The sequence below is a fragment of the Bradyrhizobium septentrionale genome (assembly GCF_011516645.4).
GTDB classification, from domain to species: domain Bacteria; phylum Pseudomonadota; class Alphaproteobacteria; order Rhizobiales; family Xanthobacteraceae; genus Bradyrhizobium; species Bradyrhizobium septentrionale.
The window spans coordinates 57,614-69,629 of the sequence record NZ_CP088285.1 but is presented as its reverse complement, the minus strand read 5'-3'; the positions used below and the strand labels follow the sequence as shown (position 1 = coordinate 69,629).

The window sequence follows — 12,016 nt, the reverse complement described above, 5'->3', positions numbered from 1 at the left end:
ATTATGGAGCGGCCTGATCTGTGGCAAGTGAATTATCTGTCAATGGTCATGTGATGGAATCGCTGTTAGCGAGACCGTCATGGCCGGGCTTGTCCCGGCCATCCACGTCTTTCTTCACGTAGAAACGAAGACGTGGATGCCCGGGACAAGCCCGGGCATGACGAGTTCGTGGGGACATTGAGACGCGTCATTCGGCGCGCATTCGCGCGACCCCACCTCAGTCCAGCAACTTCGTATCATCAGGCGCCTGCGGCGGCGTCTTGATCGCGATCGCCTTGATGGCGCGGCCGTTCGGCTTGGTGCCGCCGTGCGGCGTGCCCTTCGGGATCACGATCAGATCGCCCGGCTTCACCGTCACTTCCTTGTCGCCGAGCCAGACCGTGCCGGTGCCTTCGAGCACGAACTGCATCTCGTTGGTGTTGGGGTGCAGGTGCTTCGGCACATTGCCGTCCTGGATCGAGACAGTGGCACCGTCGGCCGAGACGAACATCTTGGAGCGGAAGCCGACCTTGTTGGCGTCGCCGAGCTTGTCGCCCTCCATCTCGCCGGTGTGAATGACCTGCGCCGTGATGCTCTCGGCCGCGAGCGCCGGCCGCAGCACATGGGTGATGCCACAGCCGGCGGCGAAGGCGGCGCCGATCGACAGCGCGGTTGCAATCCGATTCATGAAGACCTCCCTTGGTGTTTCCTTGAAGTATTCTTGAGACTTCGCTTGGTGCTTCTTCGGCGTTTCCTTGTATCCGCGATGCTATGCCGCCGCCGCAGGCTTGACCAGCTGTCGGAAAGTCGCCTTCTCAAGCCGCTCCGGCTCCTCTATCTTGCCGGCCGGTCGAACGGAGGACGTCATGAACAAACTGCTTGGCAAGCTTGCCGGAACGCTGCTGGCGCTGACCCTGTCCACGGTCCTTGCCGCGGCGCAAAGCAAGATCACCATCGCGGTCGGCGGCGGCGCCTGCCTGTGCTATCTGCCCACCGTGCTGGCCAAGCAGCTCGGCGAATATGACAAGGCCGGCCTTGCAGTCGAGCTAGTCGACCTCAAGGGCGGCTCGGATGCGCTCAAGGCCGTGCTCGGCGGCAGCGCCGATGTCGTCTCCGGCTATTTCGACCATTGCGTCAATATCGCCGCCAAGAAGCAGGAGATGCAGGCCTTCGTGGTCTATGACCGCTATCCCGGCCTCGTGCTGGTGGTCTCGCCGAAGCACACCGCTGAGATCAATTCGATCAAGGATCTCGCCGGCAAGAAGGTCGGCGTCAGCGCGCCGGGCTCGTCGACCGACTTCTTCCTGAAATATCTCTTGAAGAAGAACGGCCTCGATCCGGCGGGTACCGCCGTGATCGGCGTCGGCCTCGGCGCGACCGCAGTGGCCGCGATGGAGCAGGGCCAGATCGATGCCGCCGTGATGCTCGATCCCTCCGTCACCGTGCTGCAGGGCAGCCACGCCGATCTCAAGATCCTCAGCGACACCCGCACCCAGCATGATACGCTTGCGGTGTTCGGCGGCGAATATCCCGGCGGCGCGCTCTATTCGACCACCGCCTGGGTTAACGGCCACGAGAAGGAGGTGCAGGCGCTGACCAATGCGATCATGGCGACGCTGGCCTGGATCCATTCGCATTCCGCCGAGGACATCATGGCCAAGATGCCGGAGGAGCTCGTCGGCAAGAACAAGGAGCAATATCTGGCCGCGCTGAAGAACACCATCCCGATGTATTCGGAAACCGGCAAGATGGACCCCAAGGGTGCGGAAGCCGTGCTCGCGGTGTTCAGCGAAGGCTCGCCGGAGGTGGCGAAGGCCGGCATCGACGTCACCAAGACCTACACCAACAAATACGTCGATCAAGCCAAGAAGACGACTGGAAGCGCGAAGTAAGGCATGATCCGCAAAAGTGTGAAGCGGTTTTGCTCGCGACAAGCGCGATGCGTTTGCGCGGAGATCATGCCAAGAAACATATGTGGTGCGTGACATGCAGTCTCCGCTCATCTGTCGCGTCACCGCGCTCGACCTCGCATTGCAGCGGCGTCCCTGGCCGTTCGCGGACCAGCGGCGCGCCGAGATCGACGCGCATTTCGCCGAGCAGCAGCGGCTGAACCCGAAATTGTGGAACGGCCGCGTCCTGCTCGGGCGCGATCCGGTGTTTGCCGCCGAACGACTCAGCGCGAGCTATTTCGAGACCGACTTCGCGAGCTTTCTGGCCTGGCGCGACTGGGGCTTTCCGGACACTGAGATCTTCAACGGCTTCGGCATGGGCGCGCTGCTTGCCAGCGACGGCGCCTTTGTGTGTGGGGTGATGGGCCAGCACACCGCGAATGCCGGCCGGATCTATTTCCCGTCCGGCACGCCCGATCTCGACGACATCAGGGGCGAGACGGTCGATATCGCCGGCAGCGTGATGCGGGAGCTCGAGGAGGAGACCGGTCTCACCGCGGCGGATTGCCATGCCGATACCGACTGGCACTGCATCTACACCGGCGTTGCGCTGGCGATGATGCAGATCCTGCGCGTCGACATGCCAGCGGACGCGCTGCGTGAGCGGATCGAGGCCAATCTCGCGCGGCAGGAGCATCCGGAGCTTGCCGGCATCCATCTGGTGCGCAGCCGCGCCGATCTCACCGCCGCAATGCCGCGTTTCGTCACCGCGTTCATCGAAACGCAGCTTCTCGCCTAGGCGTCGTCTCCGCGGGGTCTGGATCGCAATCTGCTATTTCCCTTGCCGCGCGCTCTCGAGCAGCTTCATGCAGGCGTCGAGGCAGGCTGCGGCAATCGTCCGGCCGAGGGGACCCGGCTTCTTGTTCAACAGCCGATGCATCACCACGCCGTGCAGCATCATCATGATCGGATAGGCGATGTGCGCGGCCCTGCTTTCGTCGACACCGGCGCGGACGATATGGGTGGTGTATCGTTCGATCTCGACGGCCTGCGCACCCGTTGTGACGCGCTCCATCCAGCCGCGCCCGTAGAGCAATTCATAATCGCGGGGGTGGGTGGTGCCGAACTCGAGATGTCGTACGCAGGTGTCCTGAAAGTCGCGGGATTTTGCGAGGTAGGCCGAGAAGCGCTGAAAGGCCAGCGTGCGCAACGCCGTCAGCAACGCCTCCCGGTCGGCGTAGTAGCTATAGACCGTCGGCGTCGTGGTGGCTGCTTCCGCCGCCACGCCGCGGATCGTCACGGCCTCCTCGCCGCCCGACTGCCACAGCGTGTCGGCGGCCTTCAAGATCCTGTGAGGCAGCTCCGGATCGGCGGTTCTCGGCATCGGCCCTCTTGCTTCTACAACGTATAAATTATACATCGTCTAAATAATAGACCCGTCCCCAGGAGCAAGCAAATGGCCCTTTCCCCGAAACTGACGGACACCATGTACAAGCTCACCGGCGAAGCACCCGTGAACACGCGCGATTTCGTGAAGCTCCATGCCGCCGAATTCAAGTAGCATGGACCGGCGCTTTGATGCGCTCGGCACGGACCGCAAGGGAGTCCGACCGTTGAGGCGCCCGGATGGTCTGCTTTGGACCGAGGCCGTGCAAAGGCTCGGCCGACCGAAATTCCAGCGCAATAATCTGCCCGCGGTCACGCTCTGTCGTCGGTCTGGCGCAAGGCGTATCGGGGCAATCCGACGCGGGCAATCCAATGAGACCTATGAGGGAAGGGCAGGCGCTTCTGGCACGCTTCGTTCTGCTGCTCTTGTTGAGCGGCTGTGGAGAAGCGGCGGACCAGTTGGCGGAGCAGGAGTGTCGTTCTTCGGATGCCCGCAGTTCGGTACTCAAGGTATTTTCGGACGATCAAAATAATAAGCTGGTGACTTTTACTCTCAAATACTCGAGTTCGCTTGACGCAATGATGAGTGCTGCGAAATCGGAAACTGAAAAATCGACGATTTTGGACGGTGCAAAGAAAAGCGCTGTCTACAGCCTGGATGGCACGATACTCGTGAAGTCAAGGGACAAGGCAACGCGAGAAGTCACGTGCATTGCGATCCTGTCGGTCAGCGTTTTGGACACGAGCGCGGAAAAAGAAATAGAATTTAGAGTGAAGCAAACGGCCGGCGGACCGCCGCTCGTTGTAGTCAGTCCTTTTCTTTTCTCAGTGGACTAGTCCCGAACCCCCGAGCGGCCATGCTCTGTGTTCGGTCTGGCGCCCGCTTCTGATGGAGGAGCCGACCGACAGGCCGGCGAGTGTCGGCACCAAACCTTGTCGGTCAGCCCGGCAATGCTAGTTTCGCCTCAGTAAGCAAGGAAGATGCAATGATCGAGCAACCCACCACCGCCGCGGCATCGGCGCCGGCAATCTCCGACACCCCCGCAACGATCAAGGTCATCATTTCCGGCGGTTTCGCCGCGGTCTACCGGGAAGTGCTGCCCGAATTCGAGCGAAGCACCGGCATCAGGGTGGAAACCGGATCCGGCGCGTCGGAAGGCACCGGTCCGAAAACGATCAGGCATCAGCTTGCCAACGGCATCAAAGCGGACGTGGTGATCCTGTCGCGCGAGGGACTTCGAAAGCTCAACGAAGACGGGCGGATTCGTGCGGGATCCGAAGCCGGATTGGCGACGGCGCCTCTGGCCGCCGCGGTTCGGGCAGGCTCGCCCAAGCCGGATATCGGCAATGCTATCGCGCTCACGAAAGCCTTGATCGACGCAGGCCAGATCGTGGCGCCAAGCAGCACGAGCGGACAATATTTCCGCGACAAGGTTTTCCCAAAGCTGAACTTGCCGGCCTCGGTCAGGCTCACCCTCGAGGCGCGTGGCACTGAAGCGGCCGAAGCGCTCAGGGCAGGCAAGGCAAATCTTTCGATCGGCCCGACCAGCGAACTGGTTCAAGAGCCCGGCATTGAATTGGTCGGTCTGCTACCCCCAGATCTTCAGCTTGTCCAAACCTTCACAGCCGCTGTGGTCAGCGACTCCAAGGCGGCGGAAGCAGCCAGGCGCCTGATCGATTTTCTGTCCTCGGACACCGAAATTTTACTCGCGGCAATCAAGCGGGCCGGCATGGAGCGGCCCTAGCGAGCACCGCCTGCACAGCCTAGCGCTGGAATCGTTGGCATGCCAATGTGGTGTTGTGCCAAACCCGCAGGAGGTCAAACATGCGAACAAGCATAATGGGAGCACTTTGCGCCATCGCAATGGTCGCGAGCGCACACGCAGCGGTGAAGGAAGAGCCGGTCACATACACCGACGGCGAGACCACGATGAAGGGCTTCGTCGTCTACGACGACGCGACCCAGGCCAAGCGGCCCGGCATCATCATGGTGCACGAATGGTGGGGGATCACCCCGCATATCCATAATGAGGCGCGGAAGTTCGCGGAGCAAGGCTACACGGCCTTCATCGCGGACATGTATGGCGATGCCAAGAGCGCCGACAACCCGAAGGACGCCGGCGCGCTCTCGGGATCGGTGATGAAGAACCCGAAGGTGATGGAGCAGCGCTTCAACGCCGCGCGCGAGCAACTCGCCAAGCAGGCCTCGGTCAATCCGCAGCGGATCGGCGCCGTCGGTTACTGCTTCGGCGGCGCGGTGGTGCTGAACATGGCGCGCACCGGTGCCGATCTTGCCGCCGTTGCGGGCTTTCACGCGTCACTCGGCCTCAACACGCCCGCGCCGGCGCCCGGAACGGTCAAGGCGAAAATCCTGATTCTGAACGGCGCGGACGACCCGTTCGTAAAGCGCGAGCAGTACGATGCGCTGAAGAAGGATTTCGACGCAGCGAAGGCCGATTACCGGATCATCGAGTATCCCGGCGCGGTGCATGCGTTCACCAACCCCGAAGCCACCGAGCTCGGCAAGAAGTTCAATTTGCCGCTCAGATACGACGCCAAGGCCGATCAGGAATCGAAGGCCGAAGCCGCCAAGCTGTTCGCCGCAAGCCTGCAAAAGTGAACCAGAAGGCCACCCACAGGGTGGCCTTTTTGATTTGAGGCCAAAGCGGCCGCAGGTTTGATGTGCACCCGCGTCGGCGCCGCGCGTCCGCGACGCTCCGCCGAAAGTTTACGCAGGCCTGCGCCGTGCGGACGCAGCCATCGCGCTTGACATCATCGGCCGCTCCCCCTGTGATAGGGCGGCACGACAACAAAAAATGCAGTGCACAATCTCTGGGGAGGGATTCATGCCGGTCAGGAGGGCTGCCCGCTGGCTCGCGGGTCTGTCGGTCGCGGTTGCGGTGCTGGGCTTCGCTGACGCCGCACATGCGCAGGACAAGAAAATCAAGATCGGCGTGATCTTCGATCTGACCGGCCCGCTCGCCGGCGGCGGCTCCGAGCTGCAATATACCGGCGTCAAGATCATGCTCGACCATTACGTCAAGACCGGCGTCGAGGGCTACAAGGTCGAGGCCGTCTACGCCGACGCGCAGAGCAAGCCCGACATCGCCATCAACGAGGCCGTCCGCCTGCTCGAGCAGGAGAAGGTCGACCTGGTGATGGGCTTCTTCTCCTCGGCGCAATGCGTGCCGGTCTCGGCCCGGGTCGAGCAGATGAAGAGGTTCATGTGGATCACGACCTGCATCTCCTCGGGCGTGTTCGACGGCAAGAACTATAAATATGTGTTCCGTCCGCAGGCCGCCGGCAACCAGTACGGCATGATGACGACCGACTTCATCGCGCAATATTCGATGTCCAAGTTCGGCAAGGAGCCGAAGGACCTCCGCGTCGCGATCATCCATGAGGACGGCGCCTATGGCGTCGACGTCGCCAAGGGCAACGAGGCCGGCGCCAAGAAGGCCGGTTTCAATATCGTGCTCAAGGAGGGCTATTCGGCGACCGCGCCCGATTTGTCGGCGCTGGTCACCAAGCTGAAGCGGGCCAAGCCCGACGTGATCTTCCACACCGGCTACAATCCGGACATCACCCTGTTATTCCGCCAGGCCCGCGAGCAGGGGCTGAAGTTCGGCGCCATCGTCGGCCATGGCGCGGGCTATGGCGTCTACGAGAAGCTCAAGGAAGGCCTCGGCGCCGACGCCAACTATCTCTTCAACACCGACCCGATCTCGATCTGGCTCGCCAACCAGAAGGGCATGGATACGAAACTTCCGCCGGTCATCAAGATGGTCGGCGAGGAATTCGACAAGCTCAAGCCGGGTGTGCCGATCCGCTCCGCCCATGTCGGCATCGGTGCGTCCAACGCTTACGTGTTCTTCGACGACGTGCTGCCGCGCGCGATCAAGAAGTATGGCGGCGTCGATCCGGACGCGCTGCGCAAGGCCGCGCTCGACACCGACATTCCCGAGGGCGGCACCATGCTCGGCTACGGCGTGAAATTCTTCGGCGAGGGCGAGCAGTACGCCGGGCAGAACGCGCGCTCGTTCCCGGTGGTGCTGCAATATATCGACGACAAATCCTATGTGGTGTGGCCGAAGAGCCAGATGCAGCGCGAGACCGAGCTGCCGCTGCCGGCCGGCACCACATACAGCTACAAATAGTTCGCTCGCGAAAGGGACGCCGTGCTCGCCGTCGAAGGCCTGGTCAAGCGGTTTGGCGGCTTTCGCGCCGTCAACAACGTCTCGTTCCGCGTCGCGCAGGGCGAGATCCTCGGCCTGATCGGCCCGAACGGGTCCGGCAAGAGCACGATCTTCAACATGCTGTCGGGCACCTTGCCGCCGACCGAGGGCTCGATCCTGTTCGACGGCCGCGAAATCGCGGGGCTCGCCCCGCATCGGATCATCGTCGGCGGCATCGGCCGCACCTTTCAGATCCCGCGGCCGTTCCACCGCCTCAGCATTTTCGAGAATGTCGTGCTTGCCGGCTTCTACGGCCAGGGCCGTCACAGCCGCGCCAAGGCCGAGGAGGCCGCCGAACGTGCGCTGGCGATGGTTGGGCTGCCGACCGACCGCCACAGCAGCGTCGAGGGCCTCGGCGCGGCCGGGTTGAAGAAGCTCGAACTGGCAAAAGCGCTCGCCACCGGCCCGAAACTCCTGCTGGCGGATGAAAGCCTCGGCGGCCTCGACGAGACCGAGATGGACCAGGCCGCCGACATGCTGCGCCGGATCCGCGACGAGCTCGGCATCACCATCATCTGGGTTGAGCACATCATGGGCGTGTTGATGCGCGTGGTCGACCGTGTGATGGTGCTCGATCACGGCGAGAAGATCGCCGAAGGCTTGCCGGCCGATGTCGCCGGCAATCCGCGCGTGATCGAGGTTTATCTCGGCACCGATGCCGACGCGAGCCTGGCGGCCGCCGTCGCCGAGCAGGCGCGCCGCCGGATCGGGGCATGAGCGGCATGCTGGAACTGAAATCGATCGATGCAGGTTATGGCAGCTTCCAGGCGCTGTTCGACGTCAGCCTCGACGTCCGGGCGGGCGAGGCGGTCGGCGTGATCGGCCCGAACGGCGCCGGCAAGACCACCCTGATGCGCGTGATCTCGGGATTGATCCGCCCGATCCGGGGCACCATCGCGATGGAAGGCACCGACGTCGTCGCGACGCCGCCGCATCGCATCGTCAGCCTCGGGATTGCGCATGTGCCGGAAAATCGCCGGCTGTTTCCGCGGCTCACGGTAGCCGACAATCTGAAGATGGGCGCCTACATGCCGGGCGCCCGCGCGCAATACGCCGAGCGGCTCGACTTCGTGTTCGAGCTGTTTCCGCGCATGAAGGAGCGGCAGCACCAGATGGCCGGCACGATGTCGGGCGGCGAGCAGCAGATGTGCGCGATCGGCCGCGCCCTGATGTCGAACCCGAAACTGCTGCTGCTCGACGAGCCGTCGGCCGGGCTTGCGCCGGTCGTGGTGCAGCAGGTGTTCGAACTGGTCAAGCGCATCCGCGCCAGCGGGCTGACGGTGTTGATCGTCGAGCAGAACGTGCAGCAGGTGCTGCGCGTGGTCGACCGCGCCTATCTGCTGGAAGCGGGCAGCATCCGCGCCGCCGGGACAGCAGCGGAGCTCGCGGCAAGCGACACCATCAAGCAGGCGTATTTGGGGGTATAGGGGATGATGTTCGTGGAACGAGCAGGCCCATTCATACAGTCACCCGTCATCCCCGGACGAACGCGCGTGCGTTCGCTCGGGAGGTGCGCGCTCTTGCGCGCCTCGAAGGATGAATCGGCCACAGACGGGCCGTGTATCCTTCGAGGCTCGCTCCGCTCGCACCTCAGGATGACGGTTGCGCTAATTCAGCTAAATGACGGCGACCCGGCCTAAGACAGAGCAGCCATGCAATCCTTCCTCAACATCTTCGACATCTACCTGCTGGAGGCTGTGATCAACGGCATCCTGCTCGGCGGCGTGCTGGCGCTGCTGGCGCTCGGGCTCAACCTGATCTTCGGCGTCATCGACGTCACCTGGATCTGCTACGCCGAGCTCGTGATGATCGGCATGTACGGCATGTATTACCTCGTGCAGTATTATCATTTGCCGTACTGGGCGGCGGCGCCGCTCGTCATCCTGCTGGTGGCGCTGCTGGGGGCCGCGCTGCATTTCCTGGTGATCGCGCCCTTGCTGACCGCGCCGCCGATCAACCAGCTGCTCGCCACCGGCGGTGTGCTGTTCATCCTGCAGAGCTTTGCCACCGTCGCCTTCGGCATCGATTTCCGCAATCTCGGCATCCGCCTGCCGGTGCTGGCGCTCGGCGAGATGAATTTCAGCTACGCGCGACTATTGTCGTTCGGCGCGGCGCTGGTCGGCATGATCGGCGTCTATCTGTTCCTGACCCGCACCTTCACCGGCACCGCTATCCGCGCCATCGCGCAGGACCGCCAGATCATGCCGCTGATGGGCGTCGATCCCAGGCGCATCTATCTCGTCACCTCGGCGATCGGCGGCGGGCTCGCCGGCCTCGCCGCCTGCCTCCTGGTGCTGCAATATGACGTGCATCCGTTCGTCGGCCTGTCGTTCGGGCCGATCACCTTCCTGATCTGCGTGCTCGGCGGGCTCGGCAATTTCATCGGCGGCTTCATCGCCGCCTTCGTGTTCGCCGAGATCATCTCGCTCGGCGGCCTGTTCTCCGATCTCGAATGGGGCTACGTGCTGGCTTTCGCCTTCTTCATCGTCATGATGTTCATCCGGCCCGCGGGCCTTTTGGCGAGGCGCTCGTGAATAGCAAGCTCGCCTTCTGGGTCATCGCGCTGATTGCGCTGGTCGCGCTGCCCTTCGTGCACCGCGATCCCTATCATCTGCACGTGCTGGTGCTGATCCTGATCTGGTCGTTCGCCTACACCTCATGGTCGATCATGGGCCGCTTCGGTCTGGTCTCGCTCGGCCATGGCGGCTTCATGGGCATCGGCGCCTATGTTACCGCGCTGCTCTGGAACCACCTCGGCGTCTCGCCCTGGATCGGCATTCCCCTGAGCATGGCAACTGCGGGTGTGCTCGCGCTGATCGTCGCCTATCCCTGCTTCCGCTTCCGCATCACCGGGCATTATTTCGTGCTGGTGACCTTGGCGCTGTCGGGCATCGTGCTCCAGGTCATCACCGCAACCCGCGACTATACCGGCGGATCGCTCGGCTACACGCCGCAGCGTGCCCCGAGCGGCAAGGGCCTGCTCGCGCTGCAGTTCGACGACAAGATCACCTGGTACCTGATCGCACTCGCGGTCTGGGTTCTGGGCCTCGTGATCTGGCGCGCGATCGACCGCAGCATGATCCGCCACGCCATGGAGGCAATCTCGGAGGATGAAGACGCCGCCGCCGCGGCCGGCGTCAACGTCACCGCGGAGAAGCTCAAGATCACCCTGATCAGCGCACTGATGACCGCGCTCGCTGGCGCGCTCTACTGCCAGTACCAGATGTTCATCTCGCCGGACACGGTGAGCGGCATCGCAGTCTCCTTGCAGATGGTGTTCGCGGCGATCGTCGGCGGCGTCTATGTCGCGCTCGGACCCACGGTCGGCGCGGTCATCACCATCGTGCTGGCCGAGGTGCTGCGCATCGGCTTCGGCACCAAGGCGGTCGGCTGGGACAATCTGGTCTATGGCGTGCTGCTGGTGCTTTTCATCATCTTCCTGCCCAAGGGCATTCTTGGTAGCGTGATCGACCTGGTTAAATCGCCACGCAAGCCGTCGAGAGGTCATGAGCAACAAACCGCCCCCATCGCTCGCCGATGAACTGAAACCCTACGTCGCGCCGTTCCGCTTCGACGGTTCGAGCGAGTTTCATCTCAAATCGTATCCGACCGCCGAGAAGGGCGGTATCGACAAGGACGCCGGCGGCAAGATCATCGAGGCCAACCGCAAGCGGCTCAACGACTACCAGGAGAAGCTCTACGCCCAGGACCGCTGGTCGTTGCTGCTGATCTTCCAGGGCATGGACGCCGCCGGCAAGGATTCGGCGATCAAGAGCGTGTTCGAGGGCGTCAACCCGCAGGGCTGCGAGGTCTCCTCCTTCAAGCAGCCGTCGACGAAAGAACTCGACCACGACTTCATGTGGCGGGCCATGATCGCGCTGCCGGAGCGCGGCCGCATCGGCATCTTCAACCGCTCCTACTACGAGGAGTGTCTCGTGGTGCGGGTGCACGCCGACGTGCTCGCCAAGCAGAAGATTCCGAAGCGCCTCGTCACCAAGAACATCTGGCGCGAGCGTTTTGAGGATATCGCCGCGATCGAGCGCTATCTGTCGCGCAACGGCACCATGATCCTGAAATTCTTCCTTAACGTCTCCAAGGAAGAGCAGCGCCAGCGCTTCCTCGCCCGGCTCGAGGAGCCGGCCAAGAACTGGAAGTTCTCGATGGCCGACATCTCCGAGCGCGCGCTGTGGGCGAAATATCAGGCCGCCTATCAGGACATGATCCACCACACCGCGACCAAGGAGTCGCCCTGGCACATCGTGCCCGCCGACCACAAATGGTTCGCCCGCGTCGTGATCGGCTCGACCATCGTCAATGCGCTCGACCGACTCGAGCTGAAATTCCCCGAGGTCGACAAGGCCGACTTAAGCGAATTCAAGCGCGTCCGCGCGGCGCTGGAGGCGGAAGGCAAGGGCGGCGCGGCTGAGAAGAAGGTGGCTGTGAAGAAGTAGCGCGCGTCGTCAGCGTTCGCGCCGCCATCACGTGAGGTGAGCGAGCCGGTCGGGCTCCCTCTCCCGCTTGCGGGGG

Annotated in this window: 13 protein-coding genes; 11 read left to right on the top strand and 2 right to left on the bottom strand. The window is 63.1% G+C overall.

All coding sequences use genetic code 11. The features are described 5' to 3' along the window. Positions 1–217 precede the first annotated feature (217 nt). Positions 218–667 (bottom strand): cupin domain-containing protein, encoded by a 450-nt coding sequence (locus HAP48_RS02265; protein ID WP_166215121.1) that lies wholly within the window; start codon positions 665–667, stop codon positions 218–220. Between the two features lie 178 nt (positions 668–845). On the opposite strand from HAP48_RS02265, the gene HAP48_RS02260 reads away from it, so the two are divergent. Together HAP48_RS02260 and HAP48_RS02255 are read left to right on the top strand one after the other, a co-directional pair. After that, a complete protein-coding gene (locus HAP48_RS02260; RefSeq protein ID WP_166215123.1) occupies positions 846–1,871 on the top strand; it encodes an ABC transporter substrate-binding protein in 1,026 nt (341 codons plus the stop codon). Positions 1,872–1,965: 94 nt separating this feature from the next. Then, entirely contained in the window at positions 1,966–2,667 is a 702-nt protein-coding gene (locus tag HAP48_RS02255; protein ID WP_166215125.1) for an NUDIX hydrolase, read from the top strand. A gap of 33 nt (positions 2,668–2,700) precedes the next feature. Here HAP48_RS02255 and HAP48_RS02250 read toward each other — a convergent pair whose 3' ends face one another. Then, positions 2,701–3,252 carry a TetR family transcriptional regulator gene (locus HAP48_RS02250; RefSeq protein WP_166215127.1) on the bottom strand — a complete coding sequence of 184 codons (552 nt, stop codon included), beginning with the start codon at positions 3,250–3,252 and terminating at the stop codon, positions 2,701–2,703. A gap of 383 nt (positions 3,253–3,635) precedes the next feature. Here HAP48_RS02250 and HAP48_RS02245 point away from each other — a divergent pair, with 383 nt between their 5' ends. From HAP48_RS02245 to HAP48_RS02205, 9 genes are all read left to right on the top strand, one after another. After that, positions 3,636–4,091, top strand: a complete 456-nt coding sequence (locus tag HAP48_RS02245; RefSeq protein ID WP_166215129.1) for a hypothetical protein — start codon at positions 3,636–3,638, stop codon at positions 4,089–4,091. Between the two features lie 149 nt (positions 4,092–4,240). Next, complete coding sequence (locus tag HAP48_RS02240) at positions 4,241–4,999, top strand: substrate-binding domain-containing protein (RefSeq protein ID WP_166215131.1); 759 nt, start codon at positions 4,241–4,243, stop codon at positions 4,997–4,999. Positions 5,000–5,079: 80 nt separating this feature from the next. Next, positions 5,080–5,874, top strand: coding sequence for a dienelactone hydrolase family protein (locus HAP48_RS02235; protein ID WP_224496883.1), 795 nt, complete (start codon positions 5,080–5,082; stop codon positions 5,872–5,874). Positions 5,875–6,100: 226 nt separating this feature from the next. Next, positions 6,101–7,411, top strand: a complete 1,311-nt coding sequence (locus HAP48_RS02230) for an ABC transporter substrate-binding protein (RefSeq protein WP_166215133.1) — start codon at positions 6,101–6,103, stop codon at positions 7,409–7,411. A gap of 21 nt (positions 7,412–7,432) precedes the next feature. Continuing rightward, the gene (locus HAP48_RS02225) at positions 7,433–8,206 is read left to right on the top strand and encodes an ABC transporter ATP-binding protein (RefSeq protein WP_166215135.1); all 774 of its coding nucleotides are present in this window, start codon (positions 7,433–7,435) and stop codon (positions 8,204–8,206) included. 5 nt (positions 8,207–8,211) lie between these two features. Further along, positions 8,212–8,916 carry an ABC transporter ATP-binding protein gene (locus tag HAP48_RS02220; protein ID WP_166217061.1) on the top strand — a complete coding sequence of 235 codons (705 nt, stop codon included), beginning with the start codon at positions 8,212–8,214 and terminating at the stop codon, positions 8,914–8,916. A gap of 225 nt (positions 8,917–9,141) precedes the next feature. Continuing rightward, the gene (locus HAP48_RS02215) at positions 9,142–10,023 is read left to right on the top strand and encodes a branched-chain amino acid ABC transporter permease (protein WP_166215137.1); all 882 of its coding nucleotides are present in this window, start codon (positions 9,142–9,144) and stop codon (positions 10,021–10,023) included. Further along, positions 10,020–11,030 (top strand): branched-chain amino acid ABC transporter permease, encoded by a 1,011-nt coding sequence (locus HAP48_RS02210; RefSeq protein WP_166215139.1) that lies wholly within the window; start codon positions 10,020–10,022, stop codon positions 11,028–11,030. The genes HAP48_RS02215 and HAP48_RS02210 overlap by 4 nt, the downstream gene beginning before the upstream one ends. Then, complete coding sequence (locus HAP48_RS02205; protein WP_166215141.1) at positions 10,996–11,940, top strand: polyphosphate kinase 2 family protein; 945 nt, start codon at positions 10,996–10,998, stop codon at positions 11,938–11,940. Before HAP48_RS02210 ends, HAP48_RS02205 begins: the two co-directional genes overlap by 35 nt. Positions 11,941–12,016: the final 76 nt, after the last annotated feature.